This is a genomic window from Rhizobium sp. FG113 (assembly GCF_057809895.1).
This window is the reverse complement of record NZ_JBMDKV010000002.1, coordinates 563,258-578,821: the sequence shown is the minus strand read 5'-3', so window position 1 is coordinate 578,821 and position 15,564 is coordinate 563,258. Positions and strand designations below refer to the sequence as shown.

Sequence of the window (15,564 nt, the reverse complement as noted above, 5' to 3'; positions counted from 1 at the left end):
CCGGCCAGTCTACATGGACCTCGCATCAACGGCGGTATCCATTTGCACCCGCTTGTACATTAGAAGGCCGATTTCGGCACGAAATCCGCCTCGACAGCCACAAAAGTTAAAAAATCGCCACACCGGTTAACGGGTTGTTTACCACGTTCCGTGAAAGGTGACGTTTGAGCATTGGTGTCCTGCATTCCTTCTTTCAAGTCTCGCGTTTTATGGGATGCGCGCCACACGTACAGCTTGAGGAAAGCCTAATTGATTATCCTCTTATGGACGATGCTCTCTGATCCGCATTCGTTGCGGCTCTGACGGAAAAGCCAATGATCGGCCCTGACGAGGGTGCGAACAGACAAGCGAGCAAGAAGATGAACGGATCGCGATCACATTCTCCCCGGCCTTCCGACAGGGCGTCGCTCGACGCGCTGAACCGTACGATCGAGGGATTGGAAGCACGGATCGAAGGCCTGATCGGCAGCGGAGTGCGCGAGCAGCGCAATCGCCAGCCGGCGCCCGAACGCGAACCCGCCCCCGCTACTTACACGCCGCGCGCGCCCTACGCCGCCGCCGAGCCGCGTCCTGATCCGCTCGCCGAGATCCGCCAGCGCCAGCGCATGCTCGACGCAAGCCGCGAGCGCGCCGCCCGCGAGACCACCCCTTACGCACCCCGCGAGCAGGCGACGGCCTACGCGGCCCAGCCGGCTCCCGCACACACGCCAGCGCCCCAGCCGCGCGCGGCCGTTCAGCAGCCGCAGGCTCCCATCGCCAATCCGCGTGGGGCTGAAGACACGATGACGGAAATCGCCCAGGCGCTCGTCAGCCTGCGCCAGGATCTGAAGCGCGATATCTCCGAGGGCGTCGCCCGCGAAATGGATGCGCTGCGTGGCGAACTGCGCGAGATCAAGGCAACCGCCGCCGATCGTCCCTTCGCCGAAGACATTCATGCCGACATGAGCCGTCTTGCCGACAGCATCAACCATCTTGCCGCTCGCTCCGAAACGTCGGAGGCCCACGGCCTGCGCGGTGAGTTCGAAGACCTGCGCTCGCTGATGGACGGGCTGGCGCGCGAGGATTCGCTGCGCCACATGGACCAGCGCTGGGACGGTTTCGAAAACCAGCTGCACGCGCTCGACACATCCGGTCTGCAGGAAGAGCTGGTGGCGCTTGCCTACCGGCTCGACGACATCAAGCGCCATATCGGCGGCATGGGCGAAAGCCCGGCCGTCAAGGCGCTCGAAGACAAGCTCATTTCCATCGCAACGGCGATGGAGCAGTTCGGCAGCATGATCCAGCCGCATGACCGGGCGATGTCCGAGCAGTTCGCGTCGATGGACAGCCGGCTCGACGAAATCAGCCGCGCGATCGCCGCGACCGGCCGCGCCGCGACATCCGGCGACCCGGCTGCCATGCACCGCCTCGAGGGACGGTTGAGCGGCCTTGCCGACCAGATCGAGCTGATGGGCCAGAGCGTGGCAAGCCGCGCCAACCCGGCCGATGGGCTTGCCGAACGGCTGGAAGCGCTGACCGCCCGCGTCGAGGAAGTCGCCAATGCCGAGGCCACGTCGCGCCTCGACGAGCGGCTCGAACATCTGGCCTTCCTGCTCGAAAAAAGCCAGCGGGCCGCACCGCAGCCGGAACTGACCGGCGCGCTCGCCGATATCTCGCGCAAGATCGACGCGCTCGAGAACGGCGCCGTCAACGATGCGCTGGCGCAGCGCCTCGACTATCTCGCCCGCCGCATCGACGAGATGGAATTCCAGCCGCAGCAGGCCATGCAGAGCCCGGTCGACGACGCCGCCTTCCTGCGCATCGAGGACCGCCTGAGCGATATCGCCGCCCGTCTCGACGAGAGCTCGGCGGCACCGGCGACCGACGCAAACGCGCTGCGCAATCTGGAAGACCAGATTGCCAATCTTTCCGCGCTGATGAGCGAGCCGCGTCCAAGCACCGAGATCGCCATCGATTTCGATCGCCGCATGGGCGCGATCGAAGACTATATGGCGACCAGCGACGAATACATCGTCGAAGCCGCCCGCCAGGCCGCCGAAGCGGTTGTCGAGGCCTATTCGCGCAACGGCGCCCTGCAGGGCGGTGGTGCCGGCGTCGACATGTCGGCGCTCAATGCGCTCGCCGCCGATCTTCGCCATCTCGAGGATCTGAGCCGCAGCGGCGAGGAGCGCACGCACAAGACCTTCCAGGCGCTGCACGAGACGCTGGTGCACATCGCCGACCGGCTCGACGACATGGAAAGCCGCACGGCCCGTCCGCCGGCGCGGATGCCGACCGCAGACGTCGATTTCAACGTCGACCCTTACGCGATGGCTGAGGCCGGCGCCGAGGAGGTCGAGAAGCCCGCCGTGTTCGGCACGCGCGTACCGGAAGCCGTGCGTAAGGCCGAGCCAGCGCCCGAGCCGACCGCACCGGCGATCGCTGCATCCGAGACCAGCGCCATTGCCATCGAAGCTGCCAGCAAGCCTGCCGCGGCCGCCGCAAAGGGAAGCCTGCTGGTCAGCCTCGGCAAGCGCCTGCTGCCGTCGAAGAAAGCCAAGACCGGCGAACGCGCCGTCATCGACCCGTCGCCCTCGATCGATCCTGTCGACGTGATGCCACCGGAAGCCGCCAACGAGCCGCTGGAGCCGGGCTCCGGTGCGCCTGACGTCAAGAAGATCCTGGAGCGCGTGCGCGCCAGCCAGAACGCTGCCCGCACCAACCCGAAGCCGGCAAGCGATACGGATCGCGCCGACTACATCGCGGCGGCCCGCCGCGCCGCACAGGCCGCAGCGCTTGAAGTCGATCCCAGCGGCAAGGCCGGATCGGTGAAGGGCGAGAAGAAGGCGAAGGTCAAGGACCCGGCCAAGGAATCAGGCAAGGGCAGCGCATTCTCGCGCTTCCGCCGTCCGATCCTGCTTGCCGTCGGCGCCGTGCTTCTGGCGATCATGGCGTTTCCGTTGGCCCGCACGCTGACCTCGGGCGCGCCCGCGCCGACCGCCGAAGTGGCAACGATCACCGACGGACAGAACGCAACGCTGCCCGCGGACAGCGAAACCGCTCCAGAGCCTTCCGCACCAGTCGCTGCGGCGCCTGAGGCACCCGCTGTCGCGACGCCGGCCCCGCCCGTGACGGCCAATGTCGCACCTGCGCCAACCGAGCCGGCTGCACCCGAGCGGCTGACCGAAGCCGCACCGCTTGGCGGCAATGGCGCGCTCGCACCTTCGGGCGCACCGCAGGATACGTCCGCCTTCACCGCCAACAACGCGGCACCATCGGCAGCCGGAACGGCTCCGGCGGCAACCGAGACGGCTCCGGCCGCAGCGGCACCCGAGATCGCCGTTCCCGACACGATCCAGCCGAAGTCGCTTGCGGATGCCGCGAAGTCCGGCGATGCGCTGGCGCTGTTTGAAATCGGCGCGCGTTACAGCGATGGCCGCGCCGGCGTGACCGCGGATCCGAACCAGGCGCTCAACTGGTACCAGATGGCGGCCGACAAGGGCTTTGCGCCGGCGCAGTACCGCCTCGGCAGCATGTATGAGAAGGGCACCGGCGTTGCCCGCGACGCCAACAAGGCCAAGCAGTTCTACGAACAGGCCGCCAACCAGGGCAACGCGAACGCGATGCACAATCTCGCCGTGCTCTACGCCTCCGGCGCGCTGGGCCAGCAGGATTATTCGGCAGCGGCCAACTGGTTCACCAAGGCCGCCAATCTCGGCATCACCGACAGCCAGTTCAACCTGGCGATCCTGTGCGCCCGTGGCAACGGCGTGCCGCAGGATCTGACGGAATCCTACAAGTGGTTCGCGATTGCGGCCAAGGGCGGTGACAAGGATGCTTCGCAGAAGCGTGACGAAGTCGCCAATGCCATGAAGCCGGATCAGCTGGAGAAGGCTCGCGCCAAGGCGGATCTCTGGAAGGCCGAGCCGCTCGACAACAAGTCGAACGGTATCGAGGTTCCGGATGAATGGGCCGGCACCGCCACCAAGACCTCCAGCGTCGACATGAAGCGGGCGATCCGCAACATCCAGGCGATCCTGAACAATAACGGTTTCGACGCCGGCCAGCCGGATGGCGAACTGGGCACCAAGACGGTTGCCGCGATCAAGAGCTTCCAGAAGTCGATCGGCCAGGAGCCGAGCGGCAAGATCAACGACGCGACGGTCAAGGCGCTGCTGGAACGCAACAAGGCGCCATCGACGAAGGCCTGATCGAGCGAAGGCTCACCCAAAATCCCCCGCAAACCGGCGTTTGCGGGGGATTTTTGTTTGAGCGGTGCTTGCCTGCGCCCTTCCCCGAAGCGTGCTCAGTCCGGCATGATCAGCGAGCGGTGGGCGGCAACGCCTGCCATGACGCCTGCAGCAGACGCCATGGTCGCATTGGCCATCGCCACGGCGGCATCGCCGGCGGCATAGACGCCCTTGGCCGTGGTCTGCTGAAAATTGTCGACGCGGATGAACGGCCCGGTAGGGCCGGTCTCCAGCGCGCAGCCAAGTTGTTCGGCGAGCGGGCTCGTCAGATGCGTCTTCGGCGCGACGAACAGGCCGCCAAGCGGCAGGACGCGGCTGTCGTCGAGACGAACGGCTTCCAGGTCGGTCCCCTCTCCCAGCAATTCGACGACCGGGCTGCGAACAATCACGACGCCGCGCGCATCGAGCAAGGCCGCCTGCTCGGGATCGGGCTCCCATTGCCCTTGGGTGAAATAGGTGGTCGGTCCCCAATCCGGAATCATCTGCGCCTGATGCACGGACATCGGATTGCCGGCGAGCACACCGAGCGGCCGGTCGGCGACTTCATAGCCATGGCAATAGGGGCAATGGATCACCGTCTTGCCCCAGCGCTGTTGCAGCCCCTCGATGTCAGGCAGCTCGTCGCGGACACCGGTGGCAAGCACGATGCGGGCGGCGCGCTGCGTGGTGCCGTCGGCAAGCGTGAGGGCGAAGATATCGCCTTCTCTGCCGATCTCGGTTGCTTCGCCCTGCAGCTGCGTCACCGTCTTGTAGAGGCCGAGCTGGCGGGATGCCTCGGCGATGATCGCCGCCGGCGCCTTGCCGTCCTGGCCAAGGAAGCCGTGGGACGCTTCAGCGAAACGGTTGCGCGGCTTGCGCCCATCGACAACGAGCACCTTACGGCGCGCGCGGGCGAGTTGCATGGCGGCGGACTGGCCGGCGAAGCTGCCGCCGACAATGATCACATCGTAGGTCATGACGTTCTCCTATCTTTCGCATCTTCATATGTTACATAAAAGCCTACCGTCAAGACACGTAACCTATCTTGTTACAGATGAACTCTAGCGCTAGATTGCTTGCAACAGGAGTAAGCGAATGAGACGCGACAGCCGCCTTTCGCGCATGCTGCACGTGCTGATCCACATGGACCGGCACTACAAGCGCGCGACATCGGAAACCATTTCGAAAATGCTCGGCACCAATGCCGTGGTCGTCAGGCGCACCATGGCGGGCTTGCGCGACTTTGGCTACGTCCGCTCCGAACAGGGGCATGGCGGCGGCTGGGAACTGGCGCGCGGGCTCGACCAGATCACGCTCCTCGACATCTACGAAGCGATCGGCAAGCCGCCGCTCTTTGCGATCGGCCCTTCGGTCGATCAGCCGGACTGTCTCGTGGAACAGGCCGTCGATGCGAAGCTCGGCGACGCGCTGAAAGAGGCAGAAGCGCTTCTTCTCGAACGCTTCCGCACGGTGACCATCGCCGACATCGCGGCCGACTTCGACCGGCGCATGCCCGAGGGACAGTGCAACGTCCACGGCAACATTCACGCGGAACAATCGGCATCCGGCTGAATTTACGCGAAAGGCGCGGATCTTTTGCCGAAGCTGGCCGACAGCACTTGATCCATTGCCGACCGATCCTTTAAGCCTTGGCGACGCCGGGGAGAGGCTTCGCGCAGCGCAGGGATAATTGCATCATGGAAATATTCACATCCGCCGGCTTGCTGGCGCTTCTGCAGGTCATTGTCATCGACCTGGTTCTGGCCGGCGACAATGCCGTCGTTATCGGGCTCGCGGCGGCGGGTCTTGCCCCCGACCAGCGCAAGAAGGCCATTCTGGTCGGCATTCTGGCCGCCACCGTGCTTCGCATCGCGCTTGCCAGCGTCACCGTGCAATTGCTCGAGATCATCGGCCTGCTGCTTGCGGGTGGTATCCTGCTGCTTTGGGTCTGCTGGAAGATGTGGCGGGAAATCCGCGCCAATAATGCCCAGGACGGCGAAGGCGAGCATGCCGAAGGCTCACAGGTTCCTCGCAAGACCTTCTTCCAGGCGGCAACGCAGATCGTCATCGCCGACGTGTCGATGTCGCTCGACAACGTGCTTGCCGTGGCGGGTGCTGCACGCGAGCATCCGACCGTGCTTGTCATCGGCCTGATTCTCTCGATCGCGATGATGGGTATCGCCGCGAACTTCATCGCGCGCCTGCTCAACCGCTATCACTGGATCGCCTATATAGGCCTGGCGATCATCGTCTATGTCGCCCTGCACATGATCTATCGCGGCGGCTTGGAAGTCTGGCCGCATGTCGCGGCCGCAACCGGCGGCTAAAGCAATCTCGGATGGCCCCGTCAGGGGCCGTTGACGAGCTTCAGGATGAGCGCCTGCACATTGCCGCCGTCGCTCATCTCCACCCGGTCGAAATCGCGACCGCGCTGGCGTTGCCTGCCGGATATCTCACCGAGCCGCTCGGTGAGATTGGCGCGGATCTTGCGGCAATCGGGATCATCAGGCGCGGAAAAGCCGAGGCTTAGCGTCTCGATCTCATGCACCATGTCGATGATGGTGTCGCCATGCACGCGCTCGTGCTTGCGGATTTCCTCGATGAAGCTGTTCCAGCTGGCCTGCACCGCTGGCGAGAGCTTGGCCGACGGTTTGGGCAGCGTGTAGATGATCGTCAGCTTCGGCTTGGCGACCGTCAGCTTGCAGGCATTATCGGGCTGCCGTTCGTATTTGCGCGTCCATGTCAGCTTGAACGTGGTGTGGGCGATTACCCTGGACTGGCCGCCGACCTCGGGGCCGCGCTGGCCGATCGAGCCGTAGAGTTCGGCGCCGGTCGTGCCTGATATCGCGTAGTTGCGCACCTCCTCAGTCGGCTTCCACTGCGCGAGCGCCATAACAGGCATCGACGCGATCAGCGCACCCAACGTCAACATTCGAATGGCTGATCCCACATTGTTCCCCGTGCTTTGTTCCGCGCGGCCAACCTAGGGCGCCGCCACCTGGCGTTCAATCGCACTGCTGGGCGTTGGGTCGCTTCCGCGCACGAGTGTGCCGTGATTGTCACAAAACCTGAAAAAAGCCTGATTAATCAGAATTCTTCGCGTATTGAGGAGACGCGGTGTCGCTGATCGAAAGCCTATCGCAACGATTTCAAGCTACGGTGTCTCATTCGCATAAGATGTGGGGAACGCAACGGCCCGCCGGGTCGTCCGCAAATCGGGGTCGGCTGTGACAATCTATCTGCCCATCGCAGAATTGTCGGTGAACATTTTCATCATTCTCGGCATGGGTGCGGCCGTCGGCTTCCTGTCCGGCATGTTCGGCGTGGGCGGCGGCTTTCTCATCACGCCGCTTCTGATCTTCTACAACATCCCGCCCGTCGTCGCCGTTGCCACCGGCGCCAATCAGGTCGTCGCCTCGTCGATCTCGGGCGCGCTCACCCACTTCAGGCGCGGGACGCTGGATGTGAAGCTCGGCTCGGTGCTTCTGGCGGGCGGTCTCGCGGGTGCCACCGTCGGCATCTGGGTGTTTTCGCTGCTGCGACGGCTCGGCCAGCTCGATCTGATCATCTCCCTGATGTACGTGCTTTTCCTCGGCACGGTCGGCGGGCTGATGCTGCTTGAAAGCGTCAACGCGATGCGGCGCGCATCGAAGAACATCCCGGCCGCACCACGCCGGCCGGGACATCATCACTGGGTTCACCGCCTGCCGCTGAAGATGCGGTTCAAGAAATCGAAGATCTTCCTCAGCGTCATCCCGATCGTGGCGCTCGGCTTCGGCATCGGCATCCTGACGTCTGTCATGGGCGTCGGCGGCGGCTTCATCATGGTGCCGGCGATGATCTATCTGCTGCGCATTCCGACCAACGTCGTTGTCGGGACGTCGCTGTTCCAGATCATCTTCGTGACCGCCTATACGACGGTCGTGCAGGCCGCGACCAACTTCTCGGTCGATATCGTGTTGGCTTTCATCCTGATGATCGCGGGCGTCATCGGCGCGCAATATGGCGTTCGCGTCGGGCAGAAGCTGCGCGGCGAACAACTGCGCGCGTTGCTTGGGCTTTTGGTTCTCGCCGTCGGCCTTCGCCTTGCCGTGGCGCTGGTGGTCACGCCGAGCGATATCTATTCGGTCGTGATGGGTGCGAACTGATGCGCCACCTGCTCAGGACCCTGCTCTTCTCCCTCATGCTGCTGCCGATGGCGGCCGGCGCGCAGACGCTGCTGCCCGGCCAGGCGCCGCAGCCGGTTGCCGAGGGACTGGAGATCGGCACGTCCACCAGCGAGATCGCCATCACCTCGGACTTTCACGGCGCGGATCTGACGATCTTCGGAGCCGTGACCAACACCGACAGCCTGCTGCTCGCGATCGGCCAATATGATGTGGTCGTGGTGCTAGAAGGCCCGCGTGACAATGCCACGGTGCGCAAGAAGGAGCGCGTGTTCGGCATCTGGGTCAACACGCATTCGATGACCTTCGAGACTGTGCCGCATTCCTATTCGATGTCGAGCTCGCGCATGCTCGACGACGTGACGACGCCGCTCGATCTCACCGATCGCGGCATCGGCATCGACCATATTCCGCTGACGCCGATGGGCTTTCTCGGCAATGCCAGCAATGTCGGCGAGTTCCGTGACGCTTATCGCCGGCTGCAGGAGCGCAGCGGCCTTTACGTTCGCGATCCGAGCGGCGTGCGCTTCGTCAGCTCCAATCTGTTCAAGGCCAGCCTGCGGCTGCCCGCCAACATTCCGAACGGCGTGCATACGGTTCGCGCCTATCTGTTCAAGAGCGGCAAGTTCGTGACCGAGAAATCGGCCCCCTTGCGGGTGATCAAGACCGGCATCGAGCAGACGATCACCGATGCCGCGCACGAGCAGCCGATCATCTACGGCCTGTTTGCCGTGTTCCTGGCTGTCGTGACTGGCTGGGGCGCCAGCGTGGTGTTCCGCAAGGAGTGATCGCGGCCTCGGCTGGATGGGCCTGCCCCGGTCTCGCCACGAGATGATCACGGCATCGTCATTGTCTAAAAACCGACCATTAACGTTTACCAGTTAGTAATCTCTCCGACGTCGAGAGGTTTAGTCATGCGTATCCGTACTCTCCTTGCCGTCGTGGTTCTGGCTGTTCTTGCCGGCTGCGCGACTGCTCCCAAACAGACACGAAACATCTGCGCGGTGTTCGACCAGCGCGACGGGATGTTCACCAGCTGGCAGCGCTCGGCGGAGAAAGCCGAGAAGAAATATGGCGTGCCGGTGCCGATCCTGATGGCAACGATGTATACGGAATCGGGCTTCCAGCCGAATGCGCGGCCGCCCCGCACGAAGCTGTTCGGCTTCATACCGTGGAAGCGGCAATCGACAGCCTATGGCTATTCGCAGGCGCTCAACGGCACCTGGGATCACTACCAATCGGCAACCGGAAACTGGAGCGCGCGGCGCACCAACTTTTCCGACGCGATCGACTTCATCGGCTGGTATCACTGGCAGAACAGCCAGACGACAGGCATCCAGCTGAACGACGCCTACAGCCTCTACCTCGCCTACTATTCCGGTCCGAAGGGCTACATACGCGGCGACTGGCGCTCGAACGCGCAGCTGCAGAAGACGGCGCAGCGGTTTGCGGGCATGGCTGCCAACTATCAGCGGCAGTTGCAGGGCGGCTGCAATTGATTTGAACGAAAACGGGCCGGCGGTATCGCCGCCAGCCCGGTCTAAAGTTCACGATGAGATCAGGCGGCCTTGGCCGGCTTGTCGATCGGGTGCTGGGCGCGGAAGCCGACGGCCAGGCGGTTCCAGACGTTGATGGCGCCGATGGCAACCGTGATGTTCATCATCTCGGCTTCGCTGAAATGCGCCTTGAGCGCCTCATAATCGGCATCGGGCGCGCCCGTCTGGGCGACCTTGGTGACGGCATCGACCCAACCGAGCAGCGCGCGTTCGCGTTCGTCATAGACGGGCGATTCATGCCAGACGCACATGAGGTTGATCCACTGCTCGCTCAGGCCATCATGGCGGGCTTCCTTGACGTGCATGTCGACGCAATAGGCACAGCCATTGATCTGGGACGCCCGTAGCTTGATCAGGTGAATGAAGCGGCGTTCGAGGCCAGACTTCTGGACGTAGTCCTCAAGCGCGAGCACGGCCTTGTAGGCATCCGGTGCGGCCTTGGCGAAATTGAAACGCGGTTGCATGGCACTTTCTCCTTTGATGGCTCAGCGAGCCGTTCGACGTTCATGCAGTTCCAGGAACGCGCAGCTTCTGGCTGCGATCGTCCCGTCGTCGATCTCCGCCAGTTCGGCGCCGAGATCGGCAATGGTGGTCTTGGCGAGCTCGGCGCGATAGACGCGCTCGGCCTTCAGCATCGCCGCCGAGATGTTGCACGGCTTGGCGAAAAAACGATCCGGCGCCGGGTTCGGCCCGCGCTGGCGGATCTCGTTGCAGCGAAAGGCGGGCGCAGGTCCCTCGACGGCCAGCACGATGTCGAGCAGCGTGATCTTCTCCGCCGGCCTTGCGAGGCGGTAACCGCCTTTCGGGCCGGGCACGGTGTGGAGGATGCCGGCGCCTGACAGCGCCTGCAGATGCTTCAGGAGATAGCTCGTCGACACCCCGTGAAACTCCGCGAGTGCTGCGGCCGACAGCACGCCACCCTCGGACAAGCCCGAGAGCATCGCCACACTGTGAATGGCCTGTTCGACACCGTCTCCGAGTTTCATGTGACCAGCTCCTCAATTCATGGATAAAATATATCCATGATTATGCCGCCTGTCAATCTTCTTTCCGAGACGCCGCGATTGCGCCCGGGGCGGTAGACTTTCGGCTTATTCAGCGAAGGCTTGTGAAGCGATTGGGATCAGCTAAGGTTGCAGTGTCAAAACACTCCAAAAGGGAACATCAATGAAAAAGACGATCTTGCTGACGGCCGCGGCGCTTCTCGCCACGGCGCACCTGGCCTCCGCCGAAGACACCATCCGGATCGCCACCGAGGGCGCCTATCCTCCCTTCAACTACGTGGAATCGGATGGCAGTCTGAAGGGGCTCGATGTCGATATGGCCAAGGCGCTCTGCGAGGAAATGAAGGCCAAGTGCACGATCGTCGCCCAGGATTGGGACGGCATCATTCCCGGTCTGCTCGCCAAGAAATACGACGCGATCATCGCCTCGATGAGCATCACCGAGGAGCGCAAGCAGCAGATCGACTTCACCAACAAATATTACACGACGCCGCTCGCCGTCGCCGTGCCCAAGGACAGCCCGATCAAGGGCGTTACGGTCGAGGACATGAAGGGCAAGGTGGTCGGCGCGCAGGCATCGACGACGCAGGCGAACTACACCAGCGACGTCTACGCCAAGGGCGGCGCCGAAGCGAAGCTCTATCCGACGCAGGACGAGGCCGTGGCCGACCTGCAGAACGGCCGCACCGACGCGGTGGTCTCCGACAAGTTCGTGGTCGTTGACTGGCTCAACAAGGCGGGCAAGGATTGCTGCAAGTTGCTCGGCGATATCCCGGGAAGCGAGACGCAAGCCGGCATTGGCATCCGCAAGGGCGAGACGGAGCTGAAGGAGCGCTTCAACAAGGCGATCGACGCGCTTGTTGCCAACGGCACCTACCAGAAGATCACCAAGCAGTACTTCCCCTTCGATATCTATTGACCTAGCGGGATCGGCCGGTTGATACGCGCCAACCACGGCACGAAGTCAGCCGGCCAATCCGCCGACGCCTTGCCCTTTCGCCCCATGCCGAAGCCGTGGCCGCCATTTTCCAGCTGGTGCAATTCCACCGGCACACCGGCCTTCACGCAGGCTTGCTGCATGATGACCGTGTTTTCAGGATCGGAGATCGGATCGTCCTTTGCCTGCACCATAAACATGGGCGGGCAGTGGGCCTCCACATGATCATCCACCGACCATTCGGCGCTAAGGGCTGCGCTCGGATGTCTGCCGACCAGCATGCGGCGGGTCCAGGTGTTGTCGTAGGGCGGCTTCAGCGTGATGACGGGATAGATGAGCGCCGCGAAATCCGGTCGCGCCGATTGCTTGTCCGCCGCATCGACCTTTCGATAGGAAGCGAATGCGGAGCGGGTCGCCGCAAGGCCGAGCAGGTGGCCGCCCGCGGAAAAGCCCAGCACGCCGAGATGCCCGGGATCGATGCTGAAATGCGCGGCATTGGCACGGATCAGCCGGATCGCGCGCTGCGCGTCCTGCAACGGCGCCAACGGGCCGGCCGCCCAGCCCTCGCCCGGCAATCGATAGGACAACACGAAGGCGGTGATGCCGTGATTGTTCAGCCAGCGCGCAGCCGGCCTCGCCTCGTTGCGCATCGAGATCCGCCGGTATCCGCCACCGCCGGCGACCAGCACGGCGATGCCATTGGGTTTCGCCGGTGCGTAAACCGCAATATCGGGCATGGCGATGTTGCTGATCGCGCCCCTGGCATTTTCGACGATCGCGCCGGATGGGCCGCCTCCACCCGGCGGCTCTCCCGGCCACAGGGGCAGGATTTCGCTCGGCGCGTCCGCCGGGTTGCCGGCGGCACGGGCCATGCCCGGCAGCAACATGTTCGGCATCACGGTTGCGGCGCTCAGGGCGGTCAGCACGGATCGGCGCGTCAGCATCTTTCGTTCCATCGGTTTGCACTGGTTGCCGCAAGGCAAACCAGCAATGCGGCGGAATTACCGGCTGCATCGACGATCGGCTGACGCGACGCCTTCTCATCGGCGCGGTTTGAACTACATTCAGGCGGTGGACCAGATCGATAGCGAGCGCCTGATATCCCTGCCTGCCCCTTTTACCCGCTGGTTCGCGGAGAAGGGCTGGCAGCCGCGCAGGCATCAGCTGGAGCTTCTCGCCCGCGCCGAGGCCGGCGAAAGCACGCTCCTGATCGCGCCAACCGGGGCCGGCAAGACCCTGGCCGGCTTTCTGCCATCGCTCACCGATCTCACCCGCCGCGGCAAGATCCCACCCGGCTCTGCCTTCACCGGCATTCACACGCTCTACGTCTCGCCGCTGAAGGCGCTGGCGGTCGATATCGAGCGCAACCTGATGAAGCCGGTGCTGGAGATGGGGCTGCCCGTCACCGTCGAGAACCGCACCGGCGATACGCCCGTTTCCAAGCGGCAGCGCCAGAAGCTCAGCCCGCCCGATATCCTCTTGACGACGCCGGAACAGGTGGCGCTTTTGCTTGCCAATGGCGAGGCGGAGCGTTTCTTCAAGGACCTCAGATACATCATCTTCGACGAGCTGCACTCGCTGGTCACCTCGAAGCGCGGGCATATGCTGTCGCTGGGGCTGGCGCGGCTCAGGCGGCTTGCGCCGAAGCTGCAGACGATCGGCCTTTCGGCCACTGTCGCCGAGCCGCTGGAGCTGCAGAAGTGGCTGGTGGCGCAGCCGGAGGGTGGGGAGCGGCATGCCGGGATCGTCACGGTGGAAGGTGGGGCCAAGCCCGATATCTCGATCCTTTCCACTGAAGAGCGCATTCCCTGGTCCGGGCACTCGGCGAAATACGCGATCCCCGATGTCTACAAGCAGTTGCTCGAGCACCAGACGACGCTGCTCTTCGTCAACACCCGCAGCCAGGCGGAGATGTTGTTTCAGGAGCTCTGGACCGCCAACGACGACAATCTGCCGATCGCCCTGCATCACGGCTCGCTCGATGTCGGCCAGCGGCGCAAGGTGGAGGCGGCGATGGCGGCGAACCGGCTGCGCGCCGTGGTCGCCACCTCGACGCTCGATCTCGGCATCGACTGGGGCGATGTCGATCTGGTCATCCATGTCGGCGCGCCGAAGGGCGCCTCGCGGCTGGCGCAGCGCATCGGCCGCGCCAACCACCGGATGGACGAGCCCTCCAAGGCAATCCTCGTTCCCGCCAACCGCTTCGAGGTGATGGAGTGCCAGGCAGCACTCGACGCCAACTATATCGGCGCGCAGGACACGCCGCCGGTCGGGCGCGGCGCGCTCGACGTGCTCGCCCAGCATGTGCTCGGCATGGCCTGCGCCGAGCCATTCGACATGCTGGAGCTCTACGACGAGATCATCAGCGCATCGCCCTATGCGGATCTTTCCTGGGAGACCTTCGAGCGGATCGTCGATTTCGTCGCCACCGGCGGCTATGCGCTGCGCACCTATGAGCGCTATGCCCGCATCCGCAAGACGAAGGAGGGGCGGTGGCGGGTTTCCAATCCGCAGGTGGCGCAGCAATATCGGCTGAACCTCGGCACGATCGTCGAGAGCCCGATGCTGAACCTGAAGATGGTGAAGCGCGGCGAAGGCGGCCGCATCGGGCGTGGCGGGGCGACGCTCGGCAAGATGGAGGAGTATTTCTTCGAGCAGCTTTCGCCCGGCGACACCTTCATCTTCTCCGGCAAGGTGCTGCGCTTCGAGGGTATCCGCGAGAACGAGGCGCTCGCGAGCCAGGCCTATTCCAACGATCCGAAGATCCCGTCCTATGCCGGGGGCAAGTTTCCGCTCTCCACCTATCTCGCCGATCAGGTGCGCTCGATGCTCGACGACCCCGACCGCTGGCACCGGCTGCCGGACCAGGTGCGCGACTGGCTGGCGATCCAGAAGGAGAAGTCGATCCTGCCGAAGCGCGATGAGCTGCTGATCGAGACCTTCCCGCGCGGCAGCCGCTGCTACATGGTGGCCTATCCCTTCGAAGGACGGCTGGCGCACCAGACGCTGGGCATGCTTTTGACCCGCCGACTGGAACGCGCTGGCGCCAAGCCGCTCGGCTTCGTCGCCACCGACTATTCGCTCGGCATATGGGGGCTGGAGGATATGGGCCGGATGATCTCGACCGGCCGGCTCAGCCTCGCCGAACTCTTCGACGAGGACATGCTGGGCGACGATCTCGAAAGCTGGCTCGACGAATCCTTCCTTTTGAAGCGCACCTTCCGCAATTGCGCCGTGATTGCAGGCTTGATCGAGCGTCGGCACCCGGGCAAGGAAAAGAGCGGCCGGCAGGTGACGGTTTCCGCCGATCTGATCTACGACGTGCTCCGAACCCACGAGCCAGACCATATCCTGCTGCAGGCGACGCGGCAGGATGCGGCGACGGGGCTTTTGGACATCGGCCGTCTTGGCGATATGCTGAAGCGAATCAAGGGGCACATCACCCACCGCCCGCTGGAGCACATCTCGCCGCTTGCCGTGCCCGTGATGCTGGAGATCGGCAAGGAGCATGTGCATGGCGAGGCGCAGGATGTTCTGCTGGCGGAGGCGGCGGACGATCTGATTGCCGAGGCGTTGGAGTAAAGTCCCCTCCCCAACCCCTCCCCACAAGGGGGAGGGACTTACCCGCCGCACCGCCGAGGTCACGGTCATGGCAGAGCGGCGCCACACGTTTTCTCTCCCTTTGTGGGGGAG

At 64.0% G+C, this 15,564-nt stretch carries 13 protein-coding genes; 8 read left to right on the top strand and 5 right to left on the bottom strand.

Features of this window, described 5'->3' with window-relative positions; all coding sequences use genetic code 11:
- The first annotated feature begins 359 nt into the window (after positions 1 to 359).
- On the top strand, positions 360 to 4,190 hold the full coding sequence (locus tag ACODTZ_RS09985; RefSeq protein ID WP_489025468.1) for a peptidoglycan-binding protein: 3,831 nt from the start codon (positions 360 to 362) through the stop codon (positions 4,188 to 4,190).
- A gap of 95 nt (positions 4,191 to 4,285) precedes the next feature.
- Here the strand turns inward: ACODTZ_RS09985 and ACODTZ_RS09980 are convergent, their stop codons facing one another.
- On the bottom strand, positions 4,286 to 5,185 hold the full coding sequence (locus tag ACODTZ_RS09980; protein ID WP_489025425.1) for an NAD(P)/FAD-dependent oxidoreductase: 900 nt from the start codon (positions 5,183 to 5,185) through the stop codon (positions 4,286 to 4,288).
- Between the two features lie 118 nt (positions 5,186 to 5,303).
- Between ACODTZ_RS09980 and ACODTZ_RS09975 the strand changes: the two genes are divergently transcribed.
- Positions 5,304 to 5,780, top strand: a complete 477-nt coding sequence (locus tag ACODTZ_RS09975) for an RrF2 family transcriptional regulator (protein ID WP_489025423.1) — start codon at positions 5,304 to 5,306, stop codon at positions 5,778 to 5,780.
- Positions 5,781 to 5,905: 125 nt separating this feature from the next.
- Positions 5,906 to 6,535 carry a TerC family protein gene (locus tag ACODTZ_RS09970; protein WP_489025422.1) on the top strand — a complete coding sequence of 210 codons (630 nt, stop codon included), beginning with the start codon at positions 5,906 to 5,908 and terminating at the stop codon, positions 6,533 to 6,535.
- A gap of 20 nt (positions 6,536 to 6,555) precedes the next feature.
- Here the strand turns inward: ACODTZ_RS09970 and ACODTZ_RS09965 are convergent, their stop codons facing one another.
- Complete coding sequence (locus tag ACODTZ_RS09965; protein ID WP_489025420.1) at positions 6,556 to 7,140, bottom strand: DUF922 domain-containing Zn-dependent protease; 585 nt, start codon at positions 7,138 to 7,140, stop codon at positions 6,556 to 6,558.
- A gap of 295 nt (positions 7,141 to 7,435) precedes the next feature.
- On the opposite strand from ACODTZ_RS09965, the gene ACODTZ_RS09960 reads away from it, so the two are divergent.
- The 3 genes from ACODTZ_RS09960 to ACODTZ_RS09950 all read left to right on the top strand — a co-directional run bounded on the left by ACODTZ_RS09960 (position 7,436) and on the right by ACODTZ_RS09950 (position 9,873).
- Positions 7,436 to 8,356: a sulfite exporter TauE/SafE family protein gene (locus tag ACODTZ_RS09960; RefSeq protein ID WP_018898341.1), complete on the top strand. Its 921-nt coding sequence runs from the start codon at positions 7,436 to 7,438 to the stop codon at positions 8,354 to 8,356.
- A complete protein-coding gene (locus ACODTZ_RS09955; RefSeq protein ID WP_489025419.1) occupies positions 8,356 to 9,162 on the top strand; it encodes a TIGR02186 family protein in 807 nt (268 codons plus the stop codon). Before ACODTZ_RS09960 ends, ACODTZ_RS09955 begins: the two co-directional genes overlap by 1 nt.
- Positions 9,163 to 9,288: 126 nt before the next feature.
- A complete protein-coding gene (locus ACODTZ_RS09950; RefSeq protein WP_489025417.1) occupies positions 9,289 to 9,873 on the top strand; it encodes a transglycosylase SLT domain-containing protein in 585 nt (194 codons plus the stop codon).
- A gap of 59 nt (positions 9,874 to 9,932) precedes the next feature.
- Here ACODTZ_RS09950 and ACODTZ_RS09945 read toward each other — a convergent pair whose 3' ends face one another.
- Both ACODTZ_RS09945 and ACODTZ_RS09940 read right to left on the bottom strand, forming a co-directional pair.
- Complete coding sequence (locus tag ACODTZ_RS09945; protein ID WP_018898338.1) at positions 9,933 to 10,394, bottom strand: carboxymuconolactone decarboxylase family protein; 462 nt, start codon at positions 10,392 to 10,394, stop codon at positions 9,933 to 9,935.
- 21 nt (positions 10,395 to 10,415) lie between these two features.
- Positions 10,416 to 10,916: an RrF2 family transcriptional regulator gene (locus tag ACODTZ_RS09940; RefSeq protein ID WP_112942836.1), complete on the bottom strand. Its 501-nt coding sequence runs from the start codon at positions 10,914 to 10,916 to the stop codon at positions 10,416 to 10,418.
- A 181-nt stretch (positions 10,917 to 11,097) separates the two neighbouring features.
- Here ACODTZ_RS09940 and ACODTZ_RS09935 point away from each other — a divergent pair, with 181 nt between their 5' ends.
- On the top strand, positions 11,098 to 11,853 hold the full coding sequence (locus ACODTZ_RS09935; RefSeq protein ID WP_113009864.1) for an ABC transporter substrate-binding protein: 756 nt from the start codon (positions 11,098 to 11,100) through the stop codon (positions 11,851 to 11,853).
- On the opposite strand, the gene ACODTZ_RS09930 is transcribed toward ACODTZ_RS09935, so the two are convergent.
- A complete protein-coding gene (locus ACODTZ_RS09930; RefSeq protein WP_489025416.1) occupies positions 11,847 to 12,815 on the bottom strand; it encodes an alpha/beta hydrolase in 969 nt (322 codons plus the stop codon). The two genes, ACODTZ_RS09935 and ACODTZ_RS09930, sit on opposite strands and share 7 nt — an antisense overlap.
- A gap of 127 nt (positions 12,816 to 12,942) precedes the next feature.
- Between ACODTZ_RS09930 and ACODTZ_RS09925 the strand changes: the two genes are divergently transcribed.
- Positions 12,943 to 15,453, top strand: coding sequence for a ligase-associated DNA damage response DEXH box helicase (locus ACODTZ_RS09925; RefSeq protein ID WP_489025466.1), 2,511 nt, complete (start codon positions 12,943 to 12,945; stop codon positions 15,451 to 15,453).
- The last annotated feature ends 111 nt before the right edge of the window (positions 15,454 to 15,564 follow it).

Coding starts and splice junctions, on each gene's coding strand:
- ACODTZ_RS09970 (WP_489025422.1), top strand. CDS start 5,906: ATGGAAATATTCACATCCGCCGGCTTGCTGGCGCTTCTGCAGGTCATT.
- ACODTZ_RS09980 (WP_489025425.1), bottom strand. CDS start 5,185: ATGACCTACGATGTGATCATTGTCGGCGGCAGCTTCGCCGGCCAGTCC.
- ACODTZ_RS09975 (WP_489025423.1), top strand. CDS start 5,304: ATGAGACGCGACAGCCGCCTTTCGCGCATGCTGCACGTGCTGATCCAC.
- ACODTZ_RS09930 (WP_489025416.1), bottom strand. CDS start 12,815: ATGCTGACGCGCCGATCCGTGCTGACCGCCCTGAGCGCCGCAACCGTG.
- ACODTZ_RS09935 (WP_113009864.1), top strand. CDS start 11,098: ATGAAAAAGACGATCTTGCTGACGGCCGCGGCGCTTCTCGCCACGGCG.
- ACODTZ_RS09940 (WP_112942836.1), bottom strand. CDS start 10,916: ATGAAACTCGGAGACGGTGTCGAACAGGCCATTCACAGTGTGGCGATG.
- ACODTZ_RS09965 (WP_489025420.1), bottom strand. CDS start 7,140: ATGTTGACGTTGGGTGCGCTGATCGCGTCGATGCCTGTTATGGCGCTC.
- ACODTZ_RS09950 (WP_489025417.1), top strand. CDS start 9,289: ATGCGTATCCGTACTCTCCTTGCCGTCGTGGTTCTGGCTGTTCTTGCC.
- ACODTZ_RS09945 (WP_018898338.1), bottom strand. CDS start 10,394: ATGCAACCGCGTTTCAATTTCGCCAAGGCCGCACCGGATGCCTACAAG.
- ACODTZ_RS09955 (WP_489025419.1), top strand. CDS start 8,356: ATGCGCCACCTGCTCAGGACCCTGCTCTTCTCCCTCATGCTGCTGCCG.
- ACODTZ_RS09985 (WP_489025468.1), top strand. CDS start 360: ATGAACGGATCGCGATCACATTCTCCCCGGCCTTCCGACAGGGCGTCG.